At 51.0% G+C, this 23,831-nt stretch carries 20 protein-coding genes; 2 read left to right on the forward strand and 18 right to left on the reverse strand.

What is annotated here, in order from left to right; genetic code table 11:
* Positions 1-59: 59 nt before the first annotated feature.
* From EDM59_RS19705 to EDM59_RS19800, 18 genes are all read right to left on the reverse strand, one after another.
* Entirely contained in the window at positions 60-911 is an 852-nt protein-coding gene (locus tag EDM59_RS19705) for a WD40/YVTN/BNR-like repeat-containing protein (protein WP_246011125.1), read from the reverse strand.
* A gap of 88 nt (positions 912-999) precedes the next feature.
* Positions 1,000-3,015 carry an NAD-dependent DNA ligase LigA gene (gene ligA / locus EDM59_RS19710; protein ID WP_122925182.1) on the reverse strand — a complete coding sequence of 672 codons (2,016 nt, stop codon included), beginning with the start codon at positions 3,013-3,015 and terminating at the stop codon, positions 1,000-1,002.
* 34 nt (positions 3,016-3,049) lie between these two features.
* Positions 3,050-5,377 carry a DNA helicase PcrA gene (gene pcrA / locus EDM59_RS19715; RefSeq protein ID WP_122925183.1) on the reverse strand — a complete coding sequence of 776 codons (2,328 nt, stop codon included), beginning with the start codon at positions 5,375-5,377 and terminating at the stop codon, positions 3,050-3,052.
* 108 nt (positions 5,378-5,485) lie between these two features.
* A complete protein-coding gene (locus tag EDM59_RS19720; protein ID WP_122925184.1) occupies positions 5,486-6,310 on the reverse strand; it encodes a VanW family protein in 825 nt (274 codons plus the stop codon).
* Between the two features lie 335 nt (positions 6,311-6,645).
* Positions 6,646-6,909, reverse strand: coding sequence for a transposase (locus EDM59_RS31820; RefSeq protein ID WP_122925185.1), 264 nt, complete (start codon positions 6,907-6,909; stop codon positions 6,646-6,648).
* Between the two features lie 427 nt (positions 6,910-7,336).
* The gene (locus EDM59_RS19735) at positions 7,337-7,963 is read right to left on the reverse strand and encodes a hypothetical protein (RefSeq protein WP_122925187.1); all 627 of its coding nucleotides are present in this window, start codon (positions 7,961-7,963) and stop codon (positions 7,337-7,339) included.
* A 24-nt stretch (positions 7,964-7,987) separates the two neighbouring features.
* Positions 7,988-8,605, reverse strand: coding sequence for a hypothetical protein (locus EDM59_RS19740; protein WP_122925188.1), 618 nt, complete (start codon positions 8,603-8,605; stop codon positions 7,988-7,990).
* A gap of 72 nt (positions 8,606-8,677) precedes the next feature.
* Positions 8,678-9,094, reverse strand: coding sequence for a hypothetical protein (locus tag EDM59_RS19745; RefSeq protein WP_122925189.1), 417 nt, complete (start codon positions 9,092-9,094; stop codon positions 8,678-8,680).
* Positions 9,095-10,186: 1,092 nt separating this feature from the next.
* Positions 10,187-11,206 (reverse strand): galactose/methyl galactoside ABC transporter permease MglC, encoded by a 1,020-nt coding sequence (mglC, locus tag EDM59_RS19755; protein WP_092267373.1) that lies wholly within the window; start codon positions 11,204-11,206, stop codon positions 10,187-10,189.
* A gap of 20 nt (positions 11,207-11,226) precedes the next feature.
* Positions 11,227-12,744 carry a sugar ABC transporter ATP-binding protein gene (locus tag EDM59_RS19760; protein ID WP_122925190.1) on the reverse strand — a complete coding sequence of 506 codons (1,518 nt, stop codon included), beginning with the start codon at positions 12,742-12,744 and terminating at the stop codon, positions 11,227-11,229.
* A 240-nt stretch (positions 12,745-12,984) separates the two neighbouring features.
* Entirely contained in the window at positions 12,985-14,091 is a 1,107-nt protein-coding gene (locus EDM59_RS19765; protein WP_092267375.1) for a galactose ABC transporter substrate-binding protein, read from the reverse strand.
* A 123-nt stretch (positions 14,092-14,214) separates the two neighbouring features.
* The gene (locus EDM59_RS19770) at positions 14,215-15,192 is read right to left on the reverse strand and encodes a substrate-binding domain-containing protein (RefSeq protein ID WP_122925191.1); all 978 of its coding nucleotides are present in this window, start codon (positions 15,190-15,192) and stop codon (positions 14,215-14,217) included.
* Positions 15,193-15,196: 4 nt separating this feature from the next.
* Positions 15,197-16,963: a sensor histidine kinase gene (locus tag EDM59_RS19775; RefSeq protein WP_122925192.1), complete on the reverse strand. Its 1,767-nt coding sequence runs from the start codon at positions 16,961-16,963 to the stop codon at positions 15,197-15,199.
* A gap of 3 nt (positions 16,964-16,966) precedes the next feature.
* Positions 16,967-18,571: a response regulator gene (locus EDM59_RS19780; RefSeq protein ID WP_122925193.1), complete on the reverse strand. Its 1,605-nt coding sequence runs from the start codon at positions 18,569-18,571 to the stop codon at positions 16,967-16,969.
* Between the two features lie 51 nt (positions 18,572-18,622).
* On the reverse strand, positions 18,623-19,108 hold the full coding sequence (locus tag EDM59_RS19785) for a tetratricopeptide repeat protein (protein WP_122925194.1): 486 nt from the start codon (positions 19,106-19,108) through the stop codon (positions 18,623-18,625).
* A gap of 208 nt (positions 19,109-19,316) precedes the next feature.
* Entirely contained in the window at positions 19,317-20,003 is a 687-nt protein-coding gene (gene pcrB / locus EDM59_RS19790) for a heptaprenylglyceryl phosphate synthase (protein WP_122925195.1), read from the reverse strand.
* Between the two features lie 18 nt (positions 20,004-20,021).
* Complete coding sequence (locus EDM59_RS19795) at positions 20,022-20,312, reverse strand: YerC/YecD family TrpR-related protein (protein ID WP_092267381.1); 291 nt, start codon at positions 20,310-20,312, stop codon at positions 20,022-20,024.
* 116 nt (positions 20,313-20,428) lie between these two features.
* Positions 20,429-21,487 carry a DUF3048 domain-containing protein gene (locus tag EDM59_RS19800; RefSeq protein WP_122925196.1) on the reverse strand — a complete coding sequence of 353 codons (1,059 nt, stop codon included), beginning with the start codon at positions 21,485-21,487 and terminating at the stop codon, positions 20,429-20,431.
* A gap of 181 nt (positions 21,488-21,668) precedes the next feature.
* Here EDM59_RS19800 and EDM59_RS19805 point away from each other — a divergent pair, with 181 nt between their 5' ends.
* Entirely contained in the window at positions 21,669-22,370 is a 702-nt protein-coding gene (locus EDM59_RS19805; RefSeq protein ID WP_122925226.1) for a response regulator transcription factor, read from the forward strand.
* Positions 22,367-23,767 (forward strand): HAMP domain-containing sensor histidine kinase, encoded by a 1,401-nt coding sequence (locus tag EDM59_RS19810; RefSeq protein ID WP_122925197.1) that lies wholly within the window; start codon positions 22,367-22,369, stop codon positions 23,765-23,767. The genes EDM59_RS19805 and EDM59_RS19810 overlap by 4 nt, the downstream gene beginning before the upstream one ends.
* The last annotated feature ends 64 nt before the right edge of the window (positions 23,768-23,831 follow it).

Raw genomic sequence — 23,831 nt, forward strand, 5'->3', positions numbered from 1 at the left:
GTTGCAGCTTGTACTGGAGAGGACTTATCGTTCCTATCTGTGCTGTAAAGCAGGGCACCCTAGTTCCATTTGACCCATCGGTTATCGGAAAGCTTGTAAATCAGTGCAGATTCCCCTACTCCGACCCACTTGGTCTCTCCTTCTCCCGACGAGATCATGATCAGCTTCTCCGGTGAGCGTGCATCCAGAAGACGCCACTCGCCTTTTATTTTTTCAAAAATGCCCTGCTCGGTTGCCACAGCCAAAATGCCCGTGCGCTTGTCGACAGATAGAGAGTAGATCTGCTGCGCTTGCGGAAGCACCTCTGTCTTCCATTCCCCGTCCTCATTATAGAGCAAGCTGAATTGCGCCGCTACATAGAGACGGTTTTCCTCAGGGTTGAAATCCATAGCAAAAACTTCCTGGTCCATCGGCTGCCAGATGCTCCAGTTGTCTCCGCCGTCCGATGATTGGTAGATGCCCTCTCCGGAAACGAAAGCAAACAAGCGAATCTGGTCTCCCTCACGAATCCCTGCAAAGCTGCGGATATCGGCGGGAGAAGGCAAGCCAGACCCGATGGAGGTCCATTCCTTGCCGCCGTCGCTCGAATGCATCACACCCTGATTTCCTGCTGCGTAGATCTGATGTGGGTCTTTGGGATCGACAAACCAGCCGACAATGTCTTGATACTCAAGCTCGGTAGATAAAAGACTCCATAGCCCGCCAGGTGTCGAGCTGTACAGTCCTGAGTGAGTGCCTACCCAGATTCTTTCTGCGTCTGTCGTCATAGCCAGGTTATGTACCGTCTCCCCTTTTTCCAGCACATCCTGGTAGGTCAGGTCACCCTTTAGAGCCGCTGCCGTTACCGTGGGTGGTGGAGCTGGTTTGTTCTGCTCGCTGTCGTTGCAGCCAGACAAAAGTACCAAAACCATTGCTCCATATCCCCATCGTAGGAAGCCCTTCATGCTCTTCACGTCCCTTTCCTTGCTCTTCCGTCTGCCGTCGCCAAGGAATGATTGGCTAGCCGTTGCTTTCTAGGACCTGCAGGAAGCCTGCCTCGTCCATCACTGCCACACCCAGCTTCTCGGCTTTCTCCAGCTTGGAGCCAGCCTTTTCACCCGCAATGACCAGATCGGTTTTTTTACTTACACTGCCCGTTACTTTCCCACCGAGGCGGGCAATTGCTTCTTCTGCTTCTTGACGCGACATTTGCATCAGCGTACCGGTAAGCACAATCGTTTTTCCTGCAAATGGCAGATCGGCCCCGCTCTCAACACGCAAGCCTTTGTACTCCATATTGACTCCAGCCGCTTTCAAACGCTCGATAACGGCTTTGGCCTGTGGCTGCTCAAAGTAGTTGACCAGGCTGGCTGCCATCTTCGGACCGATTTCATCGATCTGGGTCAGATCCTCTTCGCTAGCTTGCATGATCGCATCCATGGTTCCAAAATGCTCCGCGATGACTTTTGCCGCTTTGGCACCCACCAGTCGAATCCCCAAGCCGAACAGGACACGCTCCAGTGAGTTTTCCTTGCTCGCCTCGATCGCTGCGAGCAGATTGTCCACGGACTTCTCCCCCATGCGCTCCATGCCTAGCAATACATCGCGCTGCTGGTGCAGGTAATAGAGATCCGCCACGCTGTGAATGATGCCATCGTTGAAGAGCTGGGCTACTACTTTCTCGCCCAAGCCATCAATGTTCATCGCGGTACGGGAGACGAAGTGAATCATGCCCTCCCGAATCAGTGCCGGACACATCGGGTTGATGCAGCGCAGCGCTACCTCTTCCTCCAGACGGACCAGATCACTGCCGCACTCCGGGCAATGGGTCGGCATGCTAAACGGCTGCTCTGCCCCTGTACGGCGCTCTGGGAGCACGGCAATGATTTCCGGAATGATGTCTCCCGCTTTTTTCACGACGACGTGGTCGCCAATCATCAAGCCTTTTTCCCGAATGATGTCTTCGTTGTGCAGCGAAGCGCGTTTGACTGTCGTTCCCGCCAGGCTTACCGGCTTGAGCAGTGCAGTCGGCGTCACGGCACCGGTGCGCCCTACAGACACTTCAATGCCCTCAAGCACAGTGACTGCTTCTTCCGCCGGGAATTTGTAAGCGATGGCCCAACGCGGGCTTTTTGCCGTAAATCCAAGCTCCTGCTGCTGAGCGTAGCTGTCCACTTTGATGACCATGCCATCGATTTCGTATGGCAGACTCGGCCGTTTTTCCGTCCAGCTCGCGATAAACGCGATCAAGTCTTCGATGTTGTCGAACACACGACGCTCCGGGTTGACCGCGAAGCCCAATGTCTCCAGCAGATCCAGTCCTTCGCTGTGGGATTCGACGGATTCTCCCTGCAATTCACCGATGCCGTAGATAAAAGTATCCAGCTGACGGGAAGCGGCAATCTTGGGATCAAGCTGGCGCAGGGAGCCTGCTGCCGAATTGCGCGGATTGGCGAAAAGCGCTTCGCCTTTTTCCTCGCGCTCCTTGTTCAGCCGCTCAAAAGCGCCCTTGGACATGTACGCTTCCCCACGCACCTCCAGCGTCAACGGCCGGGTCAGACGCAGCGGAATGGAGCGAATCGTCCTGAGGTTTTGCGTGATGTCTTCCCCCGTGGTGCCGTCCCCACGCGTCGCTCCCCGAACGAACTTCCCGTCTTCGTAGTGAAGCGAGACCGCAAGTCCGTCAATTTTGAGCTCACCTACATAGCGCACGGTCTGATTTCCGACAGCTTGGCGGACACGGCGGTCAAAATCCCGCAGGTCCTCTTCGTTAAAGGCGTTGCCGAGGCTCAGCATCGGTGTTCTATGTACCACTTTTTCAAAGAAGGGAAGAGGTTCTCCCCCTACTCGCTGGGTCGGAGAATCCTCGGATGCCAGATCTGGAAAGCTGCTCTCCAGCTCTCGCAAGTCCCGCACCAATTGATCGTATTCCTGATCGGAAATCTCAGGCTGATCTAGTTCATGGTAAAGACGGTTGTGCCGCTCAATTCGTTTCGTTAATTCCGCAATTTTTGTTTCCGCCGTCAGTCGATCCATCTACTCCACCCTTTACTATACCGATTCCACTACATTAACCCCGTTCGATTGGAGCAAATTTGGCCAGCAGCTTCTTGATTCCGGTCGGGCTTGGGAACGCAATATCCAGCTCTTTGTCGTCTCCGGTTCCTTTTACTTTTACGACTGTCCCTGTGCCCCACTTGCCATGCTTGACCCTGTCGCCAACTTTCCAATCCACGCCTGCCGCAGCGCCGTGTCCTGGAAGTTTGTCTCCCGCTTGGGCTGCCGGACGAGCAAACGGCGATCCAGCTGTCGCTGCAGAGCGCTGTGCCATCCCTACGCGAGGTGCACCTGCCTGGAAGCCTCCACCACCAAAAGCAGAGCGTCCAGCTTCCCGTTGACCGAAGCCTCCGCCCCCACCGCTGCCGTAGCCTCTGTCTGCAACGGGGCTGCCATCGAGCAGCTCTGCCGGAATCTCCTGCAGAAATCTGGAAGGCGCATTGACATTCGTCCGTCCAAAAAGAGTCCGCATACGGGCGCAGGTCATAAACAGGCGCTCCTCCGCACGAGTGATCCCTACATACGCGAGGCGGCGCTCCTCCTCCATCTCGGTCTCGTCAAAGAGCGAGCGGCTGTGCGGAAATACACCTTCCTCCAGACCGACGAGATAAACGACGGGAAATTCCAGACCCTTGGCACTGTGCAGTGTCATCAGCACGACCTGGCCTTCTGCGGCAACCTCCTCCTGCGCTCCGTCATCACCCAGCGAGTCGATGTCTGCTACCAATGCCAGATCCGTCAAGAAGGCGAGCAGGCTTTTGTCTTCGTTTTTACGCTCAAATTCTTGCGTAACGGACAGAAACTCCTCGATATTCTCCAGGCGCGCCTGTGCTTCCAGTGTTTTGTCTTCTTTCAGCATTTCCCGGTACCCCGAGCGCTTGAGCACTTCCTCCACCAGCTCGGTGACACTCAGATAGTCGGTCATCTGCATCAGGCTTGTGATGAGATCGTTAAAGGACAGGATGGCGTTGGTCGTACGAGCAGGCAGACCCATATATCCCGTCTCCTGAATCGCGTTGAAAAGCGACTGCCCGTTTGCGTTGGCGTAAGCTTGCAGCTTGTCTACTGTCGTATCCCCGATGTTGCGCTTCGGTACGTTGATCACGCGTTGCAGGCTGATGTCATCATCCGGATTGGAAATCAGACGCAAGTAAGCGAGGATGTCCTTGATCTCTTTTCTGTCGTAGAACTTCGTGCCGCCCACGATCGTATACGGAATGTTCGACTTGATGAACACTTCCTCCACCACGCGGGACTGGGCATTGGTCCGGTACAGCACGGCGAACTTGTCGTAGCGCTTGTACTGTGACATCTGTCTTCGGATCGAGTCCACGATAAAGTAGGCTTCGTCGTGCTCGGAATCTCCCTGGAAGCAGCTGATTTTCTCGCCGCTCACATTTTCCGTCCACAGCTTCTTTTCTTTACGCAGCTTGTTGTTCGCGATGACCTGGTTGGCTGCTTGCAGAATCGTTTTGGTAGAGCGATAGTTTTGCTCCAGCTTAATCATTTTCGCTTCGGGATAGTCTTTTTCAAAGTTTAAAATGATGGAAATATCTGCACCGCGCCATTTGTAAATACTTTGGTCAGCATCCCCTACGCAGCAAACGTTTCGATGCTTATCTGCCAGCATGGAAATCAACAGATACTGGGCACGGTTCGTATCCTGATACTCGTCGACGTGGATGTAGCGGAATTTTTTCTGGTAGAATTCCAGCACTTCCGGCACTTCTTTAAACAGCCGGACAGTCGTCATGATCAAATCGTCAAAGTCCAGAGACTGATTGTTTCTCAGCTTCTTCTGGTACGCCTCGTATACCTTGGCCGCTACCTGGGAGAACGGATCTCCCGCCAGACGGGTGAAGGTCTCTGGGTCGGTCAGCTCGTTCTTCGCGGTGCTGATCGCCGCCAATATAGAGCGCGGCTCATACTGCTTCGGATCGATGTTGAGATCCTTGAGGCATTGCTTGACGACCGACAGTTGGTCACCCGCATCGAGGATGGAAAAGCTGCGATTAATCCCCAAACGGTCAATATCTCTGCGCAGAATGCGTACGCACAGGGAGTGAAAGGTCGACAGCCAGGCATCCTGTGCCGCTGCCCCTCCGATGATGCTCGCTACGCGATTTTGCATTTCCCGCGCGGCTTTATTCGTAAACGTAATCGCCAGAATACTCCATGGCGCTACTTGCTTGACACTGATGAGATAAGCGATGCGCTGAGTGAGCACCTTGGTCTTGCCACTGCCCGCTCCGGCCAGAATCAATACGGGCCCTTCCGTGGTCAGAACAGCTTCCCGCTGCTCCGGATTTAAACCTGCTGTGATGCGATCAACAGAAGACATATGTATAAGTCCACCTTTCACGTTCCTAAGACGAAAGCATATGTTCCTATTTTCGCACAGATTGGAGCCGAGTTCCAGTTTGTATACGGAATAGGAAACATCCTCCTCTTATTTTTGTCCGGATGCCCTACAGACAGCCTCTGGCAAGAGGGGCTCATACATCATCATCGCTCGATTTTCCGTTATCCATTCTTCCTGCAGCCACTCTCCGTCCAGTGCGTACACATGGCGGTAAAGCTGGTTGGTACGCTCGTATCCTCCCCACAGGGACGGCTGCATGGTGTGTTCTTTTTCTACAATCTCATACTTTCGTGTCGGCGGCATGTCTGAACGCCATTCTCCTACCAAATGCGTATCCGTCACATAGACGTGGAGTTGGAAAGCATGGCTGGTCCGGTTGGCGATCTGCAAATCGAGGTAGTTGTAAAAGCAGGTCGCTCCGCTGCCAAATGGCTGCGTGCGATTCGCATCCGGAAAAACATCGTAGCTGTGACGATGCCGCTCCGTCACGGATAGCGTCGTGTGCAGGGTCATCCAGTAAAGCAGGTTGGACAACTGGCATAATCCGCCCCCCACTCCCGTCAGCACCCTTCCATGCGATAACAGCATCCCGTCCAGATAGCCTTTTTGACGAGTCGGCTTGCCAATCAGCCGCCAGTAGGAAAACGTCTCCCCTGGCTGCACCACGATCCCGTCCAGACACTGCGCAGCGAGTCGCAAATTCGTGACTTTGTTGTGCTGCATCCACATCTCGACGTCCTGAAGCTTTCGCAGTAATATCGTCCGATGCTGAAAGTGGACATACGGCAATAACTCAGTCTGACGTTTGCGCGCGTATTCCTTTTGCCCTAACAGCCATTGCACATGCCGCTTCCACCGATAGTAGCAAACGCCAGCAGCCAGTCTCCACCTGCTGCGATTCATCGGTTTCATCCCGTTCCCTCCCATACTTTTCTCATACAGGAGTAGACGGAAAAACATTCCATTTTGTTACAAATGCACCATCATTCGCAGATATTTTGACCCAGTAACAAACTTGGCTTCCCAAGCTAGGTGGCGGAGCCGTAGCTGCCCTTATGCTGGACAGGAATCTAGTACACTTCTCTCTGTATAAAAAAAAACCGAACCGGTGAACCAGTGGGGATTTATGTTTTATGTTTAAAGCCAACGCTGAAGAGAGGCCGTGTTCGAGTGTGTTTCGAATGCCTCTCTTGTACGTTTTGGCTAAATTGTGTGCGCGTTTCATTGGTAACAAATGTACCTTCACATCAAATGTTACGGAGTCGTCTGATGTTGCGATAATCTTCCGTCTTTGCGGGTTCCTTATTGCGCACCAACGCTTCGTGAAAGAGAACCCTCTTTATTTTGCGAAACGGCCTTGACCCGGTAAAGCACTGCCCCCGCAGCGGGCATTCCTTGCAGCCTTTTGTTTTGGCAGTGTAAATTTTTATGTAGCCTTCCTGACCTCCATCTCCATCGACATGAGTAAAAGAAAAGTGAATTACCTGCTGGACAACCAAGAATTTTTCCATAATTTAACAATGTGGTCGAACCCATTCACTTCCTCTTCCAATTTTCTTTCAGAAGAAATGCCATATAGATAGCCGATGAGCAGCATTTTCATAAGAGAACCGGATCAATTGACTTTCTGCCAACGGAAACTGGTGGTGCACCTTCTCATACACAAAGGAGAAATCAATCTGCTTTTGAACGTCACGCAGCAAATGATCCGGTGGGATATAGTCTTTCAAATTTAAAAGTGCAGCTGATGTTGTTTGCCTCTGTAATAACTCCCATCATGACTTATTACCCCAAACGTCAAGAAACCGTATAGAAAAGTTCTACACGGTTCCTGGAAAAACTACTTCTTTAATTACTTCGTCAACACTCCCTTTAAGCCTATGTGCCTTTTTCTTATACTTGCTACTTATTCAAATGAAGTGTTCATAATTTTATCGTTTAATAAATATCTTTTTGAGTATATTTTTTCAGATTTTCTTTCTTTAATTTATTGAAGTGTTCAACTTCATCCCCAAGATATTCTCTATCCTGTACGTCCTCATAAGATCTAAATTTTTTGAGTTCATTTAATGTACTAGTCTCATTTAAATCATACTTTCCTTGATACAAACCTAAAACAGAATAGTTCCCATCCTTTTTAGTTCTTAAATACAGTAGATATTTCCCTTTTTTATTCATCAAGTTATATCCTTCAATTGAATGAAAACCGTTCTCGCTTATGTATGCTGGCTCGTAAACTCCAATTTCCTCTCCTTTAGAAACCTCTCCCTTGTGTACTTTCTTCACCTCAACACTTGTTAATGTATTCGTGTAAGTGTCTCCCTCTTCGTACTCCCAAACCTTGGTCTCACGTTTTCCAGAGAATTTTACTTCTGCAATAACGTCTGCAGCGTTCTCGAGTGCCTTTATATCCGTGAATGATGCATAAGAAGCATCACGTATGTAAACATCTTTTTCTATTGAATTAGTTTCGGATGCCGCTTTAATGCTTGTTGAAGTTGAAAAATAAAGTGAAGAACCTAGTATTAAAGCGATTGCACTAACTGTAAATAAAGTCTTTTTCATTTAACTTAACCTCCTTATAGCTTATTAATATCTATAGTCCAGATTATCTAAATCGAGTTGGGTAAACTCGTCGTAATCGAAGAATATTGGATTACCCCAAAAACTCGTTTCAACTGTTCTCATGACCGAATCAGCTTCGGGGTTGTGCTTTAAAGAGAAAACGTGCCCGGTCTCATGTAAAACTGTCCAATCTCTATTAGCAGCAGTCATACCATCGTTGTCCATTAATTCATAATTTAATTGAATCTTTGCCCTATCCCACTGATCTCCAAATTGGGCCTCTACATAATTATCACTTGAGTTAATTTTATATGGCGTCATTAATCCATACCAATCATCGGTATAGTCGTTAGCATAATATCTCAACTCTGCGTCACCTGAAGAATTTACTCTCCAAAAGTTAAAGTCAGAACCGATTTCATTATTCACTTGATTTTCAAAAACTAATCTTGCATTTGCAGTCTCGTCATCAAGGTTGTATGTATCGATCGTAGAACTCTCCCAATAATCAAAATCTTCTAGTACATTTTCTGAAAACCCCCCTAACCACAATGCATCCCTTCCGTGAAGATCTGCATAGGCAATGCTTGATATTGATGTCAGAGCTGTGAGTAGAGATAGAGTAACAACAATTTTCTTCAATTTAATACCTTCATTTACAAAATATGTAATATTTTGTAATCCTAACATAAATGAATATAATTGGAAATATATTCATTTGAATTTTTTTGAAAGCTCAATTATTTTTTCAATAATTTCGGAATCACCTGAAGCTGAGTAGTATTTCTTATTAATTTCAATAATCAGATTGTTGTTTTGTGATGTATCCATCTTTTCAAGTGGAACGATAATTGTTGCATGATCATAAGAACCTATAAGATTCTTTGTTTTATAGGGATCATACTCTTGAATTTCACCAGAAATTTTAATTGTAGGAAGTAGATCATCAAAAATTTCATCAATTTCTTTTTTTGTTGATGGCGTCCATTCAGCCACAGCTGAACTGCTCTGGAAATCAACTAAGTCATCTTCATTAACTAAGATCTTTATTTGTTCTTTATACTGGCTGTTATCAACCTCTGAACTGCACCCACTTATTAATAACAAAGAGATAAGATAAAAAGCTCTCATGTTAACCCTCCCAATAAACTTTTTTTAATTATAACCATAAAAAGTAAAAAATGGGTCTATTTTAAATTTTAGAAATTAATCCCAATTATCCTATTAGCAGAACTCAGAAACAAAAAACCTGCACTTATGCACATACCCCTTTCAAGTAGACAGACATAAAAAAGCATAAGCAACCAGTGTCTTTTTGTACGCAACGGGAGCACACTGGTTTAGTTGCTTGCCATCCTTCTTCGGAATGTATTGACGCTTGACGGGCTGCGGATGGTAGTTGCCTTCTTAAGAAGTCGTTGACATTCGTGTAAGAAAAACACTTCGCCTCGCTTCCCAATGTCCGCTAACGTCTCTCCGTCAATCCCAGCCGAGCCCTTATTCGCTCGTACTCTCCGTCATGCCTCCCACAGGATGTCTAACCGGTAGACCTTGTCATACAGTACGTGAAATCTACGCTTCTTAGCCTTTTGGCATTCACTGACTCTTACCTCCTCAAGAAACTTGAACAAAGCAGGGCTCCTTCCCTCCCGCAGGTTGTGTTGTCCAGCGGTTCTTCGGTACTATGAGCCCCTCGGTCTCCCTTCTTGCAGACCACTCATTTCACCGTGCTAGCTTATAGAGGGCCTCTTTACGGTTCTGAAAAAAACCGTGCATGGGAGGGTCTCCCCAGTTCAGTGCATCTTCTTTCATCCCATGCCGATCCCCTTACGCCTGAGGATTCTTCGCAGTCGCTCCAAGCTCTAAACAGCTTCCTTGGCCTTCATCAATATGAGCGAGATTCGGCTTCCACTTTTCCCTCTTGCGCGGCCTTTTTGACGACGCGCCAGGATTCACTTTATGTTACGCCTGACATGATGCTCAACCCGTCTCTGACTGGTACTTCTTTCGATACGCTTCTGCGCACAGATTTCGCCATACGCAGGTATCCTAGCTACACGGGGGCTTTTCCCCTCCCGCGACCGGACTTTCACCAATTAGAAGATGCCTCTGGGCACGTCTCAAACGTAAAGAAACCGTATAGCAAAGTTCTACACGGTTCCTGGAAAACCCAATTGTTCATTACTTTGTAAACACTCCCAATGCAATCGGGGGAAATACGTCTTATTTCTTTGCCAAGTATTTGCGGATGTCAAACGCAACAGCCGCTACAATAATCAATCCTTTAATAATCAGCTGCCAGTACGGATTCACACCGATAAACGTCAGCCCGTAGTTAATGACGCCAAAGATCAGGACACCCGCCAAGACACCTGGCACGGTACCAATCCCACCCGAAGTCGAGACACCGCCGACGACGCACGCCGCGATGGCATCCAGCTCGTACATGTTTCCGTAGTTGTTGGTCGCACCGCCCGTACGCGCCGATTCCAGCACACCGCCCAGGCCGTAGAGGCCGCCAGCAATTGCGTAGATAATCATCAGGTTCCAAGCAACGTTAATCCCGGAAACTGTCGCCGCCTGCATGTTGCCTCCGATGGCGTACATGTTCTTTCCGAGCCGCGTCTTGTTGAAAACGACCCAGACGAAGAAGGCGACCACGATGGCGATAATGACGATGTACGGGACAGAATAGGGGCCACTCGGGCCGATGAATCCTGTCCCCAAATGCCCGAAGTCCTGCCGCAGTCCTCCAATTGGCTGCGACTGGTTGGGTTCCATATCAAAGTAAATCGAGTTGACGCCGTAGACGATGACCATCGTACCCAAGGTGGCAATAAACGGCGGCACACTGAAACGCGATACAATGATCCCATTGATCAGCCCAACGAGCAAGCCTGCTGCGATCGCGATCAAGATCGGAATCAGCAGCGGCAAATCCGGCAGATCAGGGAAAAAACGACGCGGGTAATCCTGCGATTGCAGCATGGAGGCCGAAATGACGGCTGTCAAGCCCACCACGCGGCCTGCGGAAAGGTCCGTGCCGCCTGTGATCAATACGAATGCCGCTCCCAAAGCGATGATCGCCCGGGTCGACGATTGCAGCAAAATATCCCGAAGTGTCGTAATCGAAAGGAAATTGGTATCGTAGACAGCGATTCCGGCGATCAGCACGACCAGAACGATGTAGATGGCATTTTGCGTTACGAAGCCTTGTATGCGCTTTTGAGTCAAACTGCTCATGTGAGATCCTCCCTCCCTGGTCAGCCCAAATGCATGGTAGCCAGTCGCATGATTTCTTCTTCTGTCGCATCTGCACCGGCAATGATACCGGAGAGTCTTCCATCGCACATGACCATGATGCGATCTGACATCCCGAGCAGCTCGGGCATTTCAGAGGAAATCATGATAATGCTTTTCCCCTGCCTCGCAAGATCTGCAATGATGGAATAGATTTCGTACTTGGCTCCGACGTCTACCCCTCGTGTAGGCTCATCGAGCAGCAAAATGTCCGGTTCAGTCAAAAGCCACCTCGCCAGCAGTACCTTTTGCTGGTTGCCGCCCGACAGGTTTTTGATCAAGGTCTTCATGGAAGGCGTCTTCACCCGCAGCTTGTCGATGTTTTGACTGACATCCTCCCGGCGCTTGCGTTCGTTGAGCAGCAGGTAGCGGGTCTGGTAGTTGGCCAGATTGGCAATCACGGTGTTTTCCAGAACAGGCAGGACGGGAATGATCCCCGTTACCCTGCGTTCCTCGGTCAAGAGCGCCATTTTGTGCTTCTTCGCTTCTTTCGGAGACTTGATTCGCACCTCTTTGCCATGCAGATGCACCTTTCCCGAGCGGATGGACCGCAAGCCGAACAGCGCTTCGATCAACTCTGTCCGCTGCGCCCCCACGAGTCCCCCTACCCCTAGAATCTCGCCTTTGCGCAGCTCGAAGGAAACGTTTTGGAAAGATTCTGCAAAAGCAGACGTCAACCCCTCAACCTTCAGCACGACATCCCCTGGCGTATTGCTTTTCTGCGGGTATCTCTGGGTCAGATCGCGCCCTACCATTCTGGAGATAATCAGATCGGTCGTCAGCTCCGAGGCGAGCCACGTCCCGATGAGCTTGCCGTCGCGCATGATGGTCACGTCATCGGAGATTCTCAGGATTTCCTCCATCTTGTGAGAAATATAGATGATCGCGACTCCCCTGCTCTTCAGTTCATGGATGATGGTGAACAGCTGCTCCACTTCGTTTCCGGTCAAGGAAGACGTAGGTTCGTCCATCACGATGACTTTGGAATGATAGGAGACCGCCTTGGCGATTTCAAGTGATTGCACCTTGGAAACGGAGAGGTTGCGCACGATTTCATGCGGGTTCAAATCCATTCCCAGATCCTCAAACAGCTTTTTCGTGTCGTTCACCATTTTTTTCTCATCCACAAACGGAAAAGGACCAAGCTTTTTGACTGGAAACCGGCCGAGCCAGATATTCTCCATCACATTTCGAAAGGGAACGGGATGCAGCTCCTGATGGATCATGGAGATTCCCCGGAGCAAGGCATCCTTCGAGCTGCCCAGTGTCACACTCTCGCCGTTCAGTACAATTTCGCCGCCGTCCGGCTTGTATATTCCAAACAGGCATTTCATCAAGGTTGACTTGCCTGCCCCATTTTCCCCCATCAAGGCGTGCACCGTTCCTGGCCGTACACGCAGCGTAACGTCGTCGAGCGCCTTCACGCCAGGGAACTCTTTCGATATATTTTTCATCTCGAGCAAATAAGCGTTTTGAGCCATGCCGATGCCTCCTCGCTGTGAAAGTCTTCGTCATGAAGCCTGCGTCTGGTGTGTCCCCCACCAGTTTAAATCTGGAGTGTCTCCCACCAGTATGTGTCTGGTGTGTTCCCCACCAGTATGTGTCTGGTGTGTTCCCCACCTAAGCAGGAAAAAAGGCAAGGGAGACAGATCGATTCTTCCATCAACCGACTCCCTCGCCTTTTCCTCGTCCCCTGTCAGCCCGCTGCCAGCAAGAGGCTATTATTTCGCGTCCGCCATGTTTTCCTTCGTGATTTTTTTATAAGGAACCCAGACATATTTGCCGTCTGTGATGTCAAAGCCAGTGGTATCCTTGTTTGGCGTTTCTCCTTTTGCCAGAGCTGCCGCGATGTTCAGCGTCGCTTTTCCTTGGTTGTTTGCATCGTTGAGCACCGTACCGAGCAGTGTGCCAGACTCCAGCTCTTTGAGCGCTGGTGCTGTCGCGTCTACCCCGACGACCGGCATGTATTTTCCGTTTGTAAAGTAACCTGCTGCCTTCAACGCTTCGATCGCACCCAGTGCCATGTCATCGTTGTTGGCAAGCACGGCTTCGATCTTGTCGCCCGATGCAGCGAGGAATGCCGCCATTTTCTCCTGTCCTTTTACGCGATCCCACATCGCTGTATCCTCGGCGACTTTTTCCACCTTGATACCAGCGTCTTCGATGGCTTTTACGGAGAACTTCGTGCGCAGCTCGGCGTCCTGGTGACCCGGCTCGCCTTTGAGCATGACGTACTGCAGTACGCCGTCTTTGTTTTTATCCGCTTCCGGATGAGCCTTCCAGTAGTCGACGAGCAGCTGGCCGGAGATCGTACCGGACTCTTCTGCTTTCGCGCCTACGTAGTAGACTTTGTCCCACTTCTGCATATCCTCTGGCATCGGCTCGCGGTTGAAGAATACGACCGGGATGTTCGCTTGCTTGGCTTTGTCGATGATGACACCAGCCGCCGTACGGTCAACCGGGTTGATGGCGAGAGCGTTTACTTTTTTGTTGATGAACAAATCCACTTTGTCATTTTGCGTTGGCTGCGCATTTTGGCTGTCAACGATGTCTACCTCTGCCTTGCCTTCAGCCGCTTTGGAAATCGCGTTGCGTACCCCTGTCATGAACGTGTCGTCAAATTTGTAGATCGCCACACCGATTTTCGGGTTGGCTGCCGGTGCTGCTGCAGGAGCTGGTGCTGGCGTGGAAGACGCAGGTGCTGCGGCTGGTGCCGGCGTGCTGCCACCCCCTGATGCGGCGGGCTGCGAACCTCCAGAAGATTGGGAACAACCGACCACCGAAAGAGTGACCGCTGCAACCAGCGTAGTTGCCATTAGCTTTCTCATGAAAACTTCCCCCTTTATCCCCTATGTGTACATCTGATATATAAAAAATGTAAGCGTTTTCCATCGCGGTTACCATCGAAAATCCTACGCTTTTTTATCAAAATTCTCATCAGTTTTTCTTTGTTATTTGACGAAGGGGAACAGCAGCTTCTGATTTTCCGACCAAAACATGTTTTCCCGATCGATCACCTTGGTTCCGGTGTCTACCCTTCCCGGCACCTGCTTGCCCTCGCTCGCATCCAACGCGTATTTGATGCCGAGATAGCCCATCGAAAACGGCTTCTGGATGATCGTCGCGGAGATGACGCCTTCCTGCAAATACTCCAGTACCTCCGGCGGACTGTCGATCGCCACGATTTTGACTGCGGACTGCATGCCCATTTTCTCGATTTCCTCCGCAGCTCCGATGGCTGTATTGGCGTCGAGCGCAATCATTCCTTGGACACCTGGATTGTGGTGAATCAGCTCGCGGGTCAGCTCTCCTACCAGCTTTTTGTCCAGCTGGACGTAGTCGACAGGCACGAGCTCTACCTGCCGATCCTGCTGCAGGACGTCACGGACGCCTGCTTCTCTGCTCATGACATTCGCTGTACTCCTGCTTGTGCCGAGCAGAGCGATTTGTCCTTTCTTTCCGATCAGCTGGATCATCTTTTCGGCTGCCTTTTTGCCCATATCGTAGTTGTCCGTCCCGATATAGCTTTTGACCTTTTCCGCCTGGCCCTCGGTATCGAGTGTGAGGATCGGGACCCTCTCCCCGCTCAGCTTCATCGCCTCTTCCAGGACACGGTCTTCGCTCGGCGCGACCACAAGCGCGTCATACCCGTCGAGAGTCGCCTGCTGGACCAGCTCCATCTGGCTCTGCGAATCCTCTTCGTAGTCGGGCGCGTAAAAGTTGAGATTGAGGTCGTATTCCCTCGCCGCCATTTCCGCTCCCAGCTTCACCGTACGCCAGTAGTCACCATGCTTCATACGCACGATCAGGGCAATCGTCTTTTTCTTGTCCGGGTGCGGGTCGTCCAGTCGGGATTCACAGGAGTACAGAACCCCTACCGCCACCAGCAGCACCACGATGAATAACGCGTATCGTCTCATTGATCCCATATGCTCAGCCCTCTTGTCCGTCGCCCTGGAAGCAGGGAATCCACACCTTGACCACGGTCCCTACCTCCAGCTCGCTCTCGATTTCCAGCCCGTACTCATCGCCAAAGGTTAGACGGATACGCTCGTGAACGTTATGAATACCGACGCCCGAGCCTCCTTCGCTCTTGTACGAGCCTGTCAGGACTTGCTCACGCACCGCTGGCGACATCCCGAGGCCGTTGTCCCTTACCTGAAGCAGGACTTTTCCCTCGGACAGCGAGGCGGATATGTGGATCTCGCCCGGGTCTGCCATGTACTCAATGCCGTGGTAGATCGCATTCTCCACGATCGGCTGCAGCAGCAGCTTCACCGTTTTGCAGGCGAGCACCGCGTCCTCGGCTTCGATCTCGTACTCGAACTTTTGCTTGTAACGCATTTTTTGAATGATCAGATAATGCCGGACATGCTCCAGCTCTTCCTGAACCGTAATCATGTTCTTCCCTCTGCTTAAGCTGATGCGGAACAGCTTGGACAGCGATGTGATCGTCGTAATCACGTCTTCATTTTTCCCGATGCCGACCATCCGCACCACAGAATTGAGCGTATTGTAGAGAAAATGCGGGTGAATCTGCGCCTGGAGCACTTCCAGCTCGCTCTTGCGCTTGGCCTCCTGCTCCTGGATGATTTGGCTCATCAGCTCTCTGACCTTTGCCATCATCAGATGAAAGCGCAAAGACAGCTGCTCGACCTCCTGGCTCCCTCGTATCGGTTCATTGACCGTAAAATCTCCCTGCTCCACCCGCTCCATCGATCGCTCGAGCATCTTGATCGGCTTTGAGATTTTTGCCGAGATGTAGGAGAGCACAAACAGCACCATCACGATGACAAAGATCAACAGCCAAATAATAAACCGGCTGATCTCGCTTTTCGTGGTGGCGATCTCATCCATGTAGGATACACCGATGATCTTCCAGCCGAGCTGATCGACTGTCTTGATGGTGATGAGGCGCTTGTCTCCCTCTGCCTCGTCCACGTAGCTGCCGTACGAATACTTCAGCGGCAGCGAGCGGTTTTCGTTTTTGAGGCCCACGTAAATGAGCTGCTGCTGCGGATGGTAGACGATATTTCCCACCAGATCGATGATGTAGACATACCCTCGCTTGCCCAATCCGACTCGCTGGCAAAGCTCGTCGATTTCCTTGAAATTCACATCGACCAAAAGGACTGCCGGAATATCTCCCCGATCTCCTTTGATCGTGATTCCCCGACTCATGGATACGACCCATGTATACTCGCCTTTGAACAGATTTTGAATATGCGGCAAGGAAAAGGACAGATTGTTCGGATCATCGATGGCAGATTGAAACCAGCTCTGCTCCGTCAGCTTGCTGTTTTTGCGCATCGGCTTTGACGGCGTCCCCATCAAAAGCTCTCCCTTTCGGCTGAAAACGGCGATGGAAACAATATCCTTCCGCGTTTCCACGATGGCCTCCAGCTGCTCGTTCAGCTTTTCCGAGGTGATGCTCTGGCTTCGTCTGATCTTGTCGTCCACCAGCTCAAAAATCTGCGTCGTCCCGTTAAGGTAACTGTCCAGATTGTATTTGACCTGCTCAAGAATTTGCTGGGTATTGAGGAACGCATTCTGCTCGGCGGTCTCGGAGAACTTGCTGTACAGCATCACTCCCACAAACAGCACGACGAGTACCGTGACGAGCGTAAAGGAGGTGGTAATGATAAACTGAATGCTCTTGGCCTTGATCGCGTCCACCACGCCAAACAGGAGCTTTTTCATCGCCTACTCCTCTTTGCCGCTGCTGTTGCGATATTCTTTGGCGGACAAGCCCACGTGCTTGCGAAAGCAAAAGCTGAAGTAGTTCGCGTCGCTGTAACCGACCTGCTCCGCGATCTCAAATGTTTTCAAATCGGTTGTTCGCAGCAGCTCTTTTGCTTTTTCCATGCGCAGCTGCAAGAGATAGGTCACAAACGTCGTTTTGGTTTCCCGCTTGAAAATACTGCTGAAGTAGCCCGGACTGATATGCAGATCCGCACACACCTTGTGGATGGAGATGTCTGGGGATTGGAAATGTCGATGGGTATAGGCAATCGCCTGATCGACGAGCCGCTTGTAGGTATGATGCCGTCCGCTCGCGATGCTGCTCATGATTTTCTCACAAATGTCGATGACCCGATTTTTGGCTTCCTGCACATTGTTAAAGGTGGCGATCTCTGCAAGCAGATGCGAATGACCACCGAAAAGCTGATCCATATCCAGCTCCGCTCTCTGGGCTGTTTTCAAAATCGTGGTGATCATTTCCAGTAAATAGATACGGTAGTCCTGAATAGAGATGTTTCCTTCCTCGACCTCGCAAAACAGCTCGTCTACGACGGTATGCAGCTCTGGCAGCGTTCCCATTTTAATGCAGCGGACCAGGTCGTGCTCTTTGCGCTCATCGAATCGTACGCTTTCTCTCGGCTGCTTTTCCACGTCATCGATAAAAATCAGCCGGTTGTTTCCGAGGATGCCTTTGTAGTCGAGAGCCACTGCAGCGTCTTGGTAGGAATAGGAGAGCTGCGTCACATCGCGGATCACCGTGCCGATCCCGACCGTTACAGTCACGCTCAAATACTTCTCGACTGTTCGCCGGATTTCTTCGGCCAGCATCTGCATCTGATGCTCCAGTTGGTGCTCCGTTTCCGTTTCCCTGCGCAGCAGGAGCACGACCAGATCGTTGTGCAAAAAGACTAGGCACGCATAGGCTCCCAGTTTCACCTGCTCCTGGGCAATATTTTTCACGGCAAACAAAAGAATCTGCTCCTCGTCCTTTTTCTTCTGATCAAGGCAAAGGACCGACACGAGAAACTCACTGCCTTGCAGCTGAACACTGTACTCACTGGCTTTGGCGAAAATGTCTTCCCTCGTCAGCTGGCGGGTCAAAAGGGAGGACAAAAAAACTTCCCGCAGTACCGGCAAGCTTTTTCGATAGCTCTCACGCAGCAATTGATTGTTTTCCCGGTGGGCAGCTTCCTCGTCCATCCGGTTTTTCACCTTCAGCAGTGCATCGATCAGCTCGATTGCAGAAAAGGGTTTGAGCACGTATTCGTCAATGTGGAGCTTGACAGCCTTTTGAGCATATTCAAACTCGTCAAAGCCTGTGAGAATGATAATGCGGGTCGCGGGAAACTGTCGACGTACGGCTTCGGCGAGCTGCAAACCGTCCATGAACGGCATCTTGATATCAGTCACGACCACATCCGGTCGCAGACGCTCCACCAGATCCAGCGCTTCTTTGCCATTCTCCGCTTTTGCCAGCACCTCGAAACCATGCTCGTGCCAATCAATTTCCTGACTGACCCCTTCTCTCACGTCTTCTTCGTCATCTACCAAAATTAATTTGTACATAGGCACCCCCCGCTGATTTACATGTACAACGGGGGGCGTGCGAACTCCTGCTTACCAGGTTTGATCGAGATCGTTTGCGTAGAACAGCAGCGCTTTTTTGTAGGCGAAAAGGCTCGGATCACTCGTCGTCTCCGCAAGGTTTTGCAAGAGCAATGTCATCGCCTCGTGATGCCTGCCGAGGTTGTAGTACGCCATGGACAGAAATACGGGAAAAGAGCGGTCGTCCGGGAACTGCTGCATGCCTTTGGCTAGCGTCTCTGCTGCCGCTTCATAGCGCCCCAGTGTGCGGTAGGTACTGCCCAATCCTAGCAGGGCGCCTGCCAGATCGTCCTCGGGGGAAAGTCCCAGCTCCATCGCCTTTTCGTAGTACGGAACGGCTTCTTTCTCCAGCCCGGCAGTATCGTGGCACCAGGCGCATTGATACTGGGCGACCGGGTTTTCCGGCTCTGCCTGAATCAGCTCTTTGGCAAGGGCAATCGCTTCGTCCAGCTTGCCTTCTTTTCGCAGCGTCGTAATTTGCTCGATGGCAGTGTTCATCTGTGATCTCCTTTTCTAAGGAAAAAGTCAATTGTGTCTCTTTCCCCAATCCTATCAGCAAGACCCCCGTTTTTCGCCCCGCAAATTAGAAAACTTGGCTCCGCCAAGCTTTGCGGTGGAGCCTTAGTTGCCCTTATACTGGCTAAGAATCTTATAAATTCTTAGTGTACAAAAAAAGAGACCCTCGAAAAGGTCTCTACTCACGGCCCTACCCTTTTACCGCCGCGACGGTGCTTAAGGCTGCCTGTAAATCATCATAAATCACATTTCCGACAACGATCGTATCCGCAATCGCAGCCATTTCAGCCGCTTGCTCCGGTGTGCGAATTCCTCCGCCATAGAAGAGGTGCGCTTCATCGGCACCTGCGCGGCAAGCTCGAACAATCGCCGGATCTCCATAGGCGCCGCTATACTCGACGTACACGATGGGAAGCCTGCAGATTTTCGTCGCTACCTGCGCATAAGCCTTGGCTTCTGCGGCACTCTCGATGGAGCGCGCTTTCGTCAGCTGGGCTACACCCGCATCCGGGTTGGCGATCAGGTAGCCCTCCGTAATGATGTCATCCCAATGAATGTAGGAGCCGTACGTTTTTAGACCTGACACATGAGGCGTAAAGATCCACTCCGGGTCACCCGCATTGATGACAAGCGGAATCAAATACGAATCAAAGCCCGGTACAACAGCATCGAGGGAGGAAATCTCCAGAACAGCTGGAACCGCGTAGCGACGAATGCGGGACATGAGCTCGAGCGTATTGTCAAAGGTGACACCGTACGTGCCGCCGACGATAATCCCATCTGTGCCCGACTCGCAGATCGCCTCCAAAGCTTCGTCATCGATGGATTTGTCCGGGTCTAATTTAAACGTATGGCGCCAGCCACGATAGTCAATCAACGATGCCTGCCTCCTACTCTATTTGCCGATCCGCTCCAGCGCCATCTGATACCCGTCATTGCCGTAGTTCAAGCAGCGCTTCACACGGGAAATGGTAGCAGTGCTGGCACCCGTCTCTCCCTCGATCTGGTTGTAAGTAAATCCTTTACGCAGCATGCGAGCTACTTCCAGACGCTGAGCGAGTGACTGCATTTCGTTTACCGTGCAAAGGTCGTCAAAAAATTGATAGCATTCTTCGATCGTTTCCAAGGACAAAACCGCTTCAAACAGCTGCTCAATACCCTTGCCCTTCAGTTTTTCCAATTGCATATTATTCACCCCGTTATCTGATCCGTTTCCGGTTTCCCACTTTACAATTTTTAAGCACTAAAGCCTTTTTATCATTATCTTAGAAGAAACCGGCGTGGTCTGCAACCCTTATCTTCCTACTGGAACTTCAAGGATTGCGCCAGCCCGGGGGATGTAGGCAAAATTTCTACCCAGGTATTCCCTGGCAAAAGAGGAAGCTCATCGGTGAGAGCCGCATCTGCATAAGCGCGAATTACGCCGCCCGAGCGTTTCCATTTGATCTTTTTCGCCCTACCTTGCTGGAGCAGATAACCGTCTCCTGGTCCCACGACATCGACTTGACGTCTGCCTTCGCTGTCCAGCACACGGTGCTTGGTGGAAATCACCAGCAGGTTGGTCACCGCGATCTGCTTGTTGTCGATGAGATCCACATGCGGTTTGCCTGCTGTAAATCGCATGTACTTCTTTTCCTTTTCGTCATAGACAAAGCCCGCTTTGTTCAGGGAATGAAAGGTCAAATCCACCTTGGTCGCAGGCTCGCCCTCTGTAATGACGGCATCCTGCGGCAGGAACGTAAAATGGGGAAGCTCTGCTGTCGTCCTCATATTTTTATCCTGCATGGCCTGCTCTAACAGCTCTGGCTTGGTGTACAGATTGTGCGGAGCTTTGCGGAAGCTCTCTCTCCAGAAATAACGGCTGTTTTGGATCTCATCGAGGTGGCTGTAGTCCGAGCGTGCGAGCGTGGTCAGCGCCTCCTGACTTCCTCCGGCGTGGACGAGCATCGCGTCGAAACCGATCCCGATTTGGATAAAATAGGGACGTATACTTCTGACGGGACCGATCACCTCGGGCTTCTGGCTTTGGAAAATGGAAAGAAAACGAGTCATTTCGCCTTCTGCCAGCACTTCGTAAACGATGTCTGCCTTGCTGATACCGCTTTGCGGACGGGCAGGAGGGGCGTTGTTGATCATCACCATGAGCGGCCTTTTGTTGTTTACGTCCTCCTGGCTCCCAAGACCTGTGAGAGGTGCCGTATATGGGTATTGCGGCGGCTGTTCGACTGGCGGAGGGGTTTGGACGGTCGGAGCGGGTGGCTCTGGAGCCGGTTTGGGTTGTGTTTCAACGGGTTGACCGGTACAAGCCGTGAGCAGGAGTAGGGATAGCAGCACGAGAGACGTTGGCATGCGCTTTTTCATGTGGTCGCTCCTTTCCAGATGTCTGGGATAGCTTTCCTAATTGTTTCGCGAGGTCGACAGCGAATCCTGCTTCCACACGTTTTCCACGATTCTCTTACGGGACTGCCACACAACCCCATTTTTCCTATGCTACAATACACTTACAGTTATCAATAACAGATGCAAAGCGAGGGCGAACATGATGAATACCCCTTACCTCGTCTATCTGGTGGACGATGAAACCAATCTCTTAGATTTGCTGCAATCCTATTTAGCCAGCGCAGGGTTCCAAGTCAAAGCGTTTTCCAGCGGGAATGAAGTGCTCCCCTTTCTCGACGAGGCACAGCAGCCCCACCTCTGGATTTTGGATATTATGATGCCGGATATCGATGGCTACGAGCTGCTCAGACTGATCCGCGAGAAATCAAATGTTCCGATCATCTTCATCTCAGCACGTGATCAGGACGTCGATAAAATTATCGGGCTCGAGCTGGGCAGCGACGATTATTTAGCCAAGCCGTTTCTCCCGCGGGAGCTGGTGATCCGTGCGAAAAAGCTGCTGCAGCGGACCTATGAAAAGCCAGGAAGTGCAGCTGCACAGACCCAGACCTTTCAGGATTGGGTAAATGTGGGTCCTTATATGATCTCAGAAAAAGGACGCCAAGTAAAAGAGAACGACGAACTCATCGATCTGACGACCAAGGAATTCGAGCTGATCGTCTACCTGCTCCACAACCAGGGGCTGGCTCTGAACCGCGAGCAGATCCTCACCTCGATCTGGGGGGAGGACTATATCGGCTCCGACCGTGCCGTAGACGATCTGGTTAAACGCATCCGGAAGAAAATGCCAAAATTCCCCCTGGAGACGGTCTATGGATTCGGCTATCGGATGACGCGTATATGAAGAAATTCCGTCTGAAAGACCTGCCGCTCTCCCGGCAGATTCTCATTTTGTTCATGATCCTGACCGGCGTGCTGGGCATTGGACTTGGCGTAGGCTATCCGCTCGCGGTGAAGCAATACCTGGTTTCCAATACCTACGCCCTGCTTGAGGACGAGTTTTACACGCTGTCCGAGCATATTACCTTCAATGAAAACAACGAGCTGCTTCCCGTTCCCGCGGCAGCCCCCTACTTTTTGCAGCTGCTTTTATCCCGCTACGAGTACTCGTTTGATATGATCGTGTACGCCGAAAACGGGAAAGAGCTGGGCAGCCGCAGTACGGAGCGGATTCCTTTCAGCGACAGCCGGGAGCTGTTCGCACGGGCTGCTGCTCATCCGAACAGCCAGCTGCAGCACGGAACGTTGGAGCGTGGCGATGAAAACTATTTGTTCGTCAGCAAACGGATGGACTATCACGGCTTCCCGTACTACATGGTGCTGTTTTCCAAGGAACAGGAGCTCAACCAGATCAACTCGATCCTGACCCGTCAGTTCTTGCTGGTCTTTAGCCTGTTGCTGTTGGTCAGCTGGTTGTTGGCGATTTGGTTCAGCGGCTATTTGAGCAAACCGCTGCGAAGTCTGGAAGAGCTGTGCAAAAAGATCGCACGCCGCCAGTTTGATATCTCCCTCACGATGGACCGTGGCGATGAGATCGGACAGCTGGCTCGTTCATTCGATTCGATGAAAAATCAATTGAAGGAGTACGACGAGTCCCAAGGCTATTTCATCCAAAATATTTCCCATGAGCTGAAAACCCCGATCATGGCGATCCAAGGCTACACCCAAGGGCTGCTAGAAGGCGTGTTTACAGGCCCTCAGGCTGAGAAGGGGCTTACGATCATCATGGAAGAGAGCAAGCGTCTGGAAAAGGTCGTGGGGCAGCTCTTGTACTTGACGAAGATCGAGTCTTTCTCGCAGATGGTACAGATCGATAAAGTCGATTTGGCAGAAATGATGCACCTCTTGAAGCAAAGGCTCTCTGTCCTCAATCAAAATATCGAATGGGAGCTGAACCTTCCCTCGGAGCTGATTGTCGAGGCAGATGGAGAGCAGCTGAGCACAGCCTTTGTGAACATCATGGAAAATCAGCTGCGCTATGCGAAAAGCCGCCTGATGATCACCGGCAGAATGATTGGCCAAAATGCGGTCATCAGCATCGCCAACGACGGTCCCCCCATCGAGGAGGCGTTACTTCCCAACCTGTTTCAGCGTTTCCGAAAAGGCAAATCCGGCAAGCATGGTTTGGGTCTGGCAATCGCCCGCGCTGTGTTTGAAGCGCATAAAGGGACGATCGTCGCCCGCAACGATCCGGATGGTCCTTGCTTCTCCATGACGATCCCCATTGATTTCAAAGGGTAGCAAAAATTAGAAAACTTGGCTCCGCCAAGCTTTGCGGTGGAGCCTTAGTTGCACTGATATGAAC

It is taken from the genome of Brevibacillus nitrificans, from assembly GCF_003710965.1.
In the GTDB taxonomy this organism is placed as follows: Bacteria; Bacillota; Bacilli; order Brevibacillales; family Brevibacillaceae; genus Brevibacillus; species Brevibacillus centrosporus.

Coding starts and splice junctions, on each gene's coding strand:
- EDM59_RS19705 (WP_246011125.1), bottom strand. CDS start 911: ATGGTTTTGGTACTTTTGTCTGGCTGCAACGACAGCGAGCAGAACAAA.
- ligA (WP_122925182.1), bottom strand. CDS start 3,015: ATGGATCGACTGACGGCGGAAACAAAAATTGCGGAATTAACGAAACGA.
- pcrA (WP_122925183.1), bottom strand. CDS start 5,377: ATGTCTTCTGTTGATCGCATCACAGCAGGTTTAAATCCGGAGCAGCGG.
- EDM59_RS19720 (WP_122925184.1), bottom strand. CDS start 6,310: ATGAAACCGATGAATCGCAGCAGGTGGAGACTGGCTGCTGGCGTTTGC.
- EDM59_RS31820 (WP_122925185.1), bottom strand. CDS start 6,909: ATGGAAAAATTCTTGGTTGTCCAGCAGGTAATTCACTTTTCTTTTACT.
- EDM59_RS19735 (WP_122925187.1), bottom strand. CDS start 7,963: ATGAAAAAGACTTTATTTACAGTTAGTGCAATCGCTTTAATACTAGGT.
- EDM59_RS19745 (WP_122925189.1), bottom strand. CDS start 9,094: ATGAGAGCTTTTTATCTTATCTCTTTGTTATTAATAAGTGGGTGCAGT.
- mglC (WP_092267373.1), bottom strand. CDS start 11,206: ATGAGCAGTTTGACTCAAAAGCGCATACAAGGCTTCGTAACGCAAAAT.
- EDM59_RS19760 (WP_122925190.1), bottom strand. CDS start 12,744: ATGGCTCAAAACGCTTATTTGCTCGAGATGAAAAATATATCGAAAGAG.
- EDM59_RS19765 (WP_092267375.1), bottom strand. CDS start 14,091: ATGAGAAAGCTAATGGCAACTACGCTGGTTGCAGCGGTCACTCTTTCG.
- EDM59_RS19770 (WP_122925191.1), bottom strand. CDS start 15,192: ATGGGATCAATGAGACGATACGCGTTATTCATCGTGGTGCTGCTGGTG.
- EDM59_RS19775 (WP_122925192.1), bottom strand. CDS start 16,963: ATGAAAAAGCTCCTGTTTGGCGTGGTGGACGCGATCAAGGCCAAGAGC.
- EDM59_RS19780 (WP_122925193.1), bottom strand. CDS start 18,571: ATGTACAAATTAATTTTGGTAGATGACGAAGAAGACGTGAGAGAAGGG.
- EDM59_RS19785 (WP_122925194.1), bottom strand. CDS start 19,108: ATGAACACTGCCATCGAGCAAATTACGACGCTGCGAAAAGAAGGCAAG.
- EDM59_RS19795 (WP_092267381.1), bottom strand. CDS start 20,312: ATGCAATTGGAAAAACTGAAGGGCAAGGGTATTGAGCAGCTGTTTGAA.
- EDM59_RS19800 (WP_122925196.1), bottom strand. CDS start 21,487: ATGAAAAAGCGCATGCCAACGTCTCTCGTGCTGCTATCCCTACTCCTG.
- EDM59_RS19805 (WP_122925226.1), top strand. CDS start 21,669: ATGAATACCCCTTACCTCGTCTATCTGGTGGACGATGAAACCAATCTC.
- EDM59_RS19810 (WP_122925197.1), top strand. CDS start 22,367: ATGAAGAAATTCCGTCTGAAAGACCTGCCGCTCTCCCGGCAGATTCTC.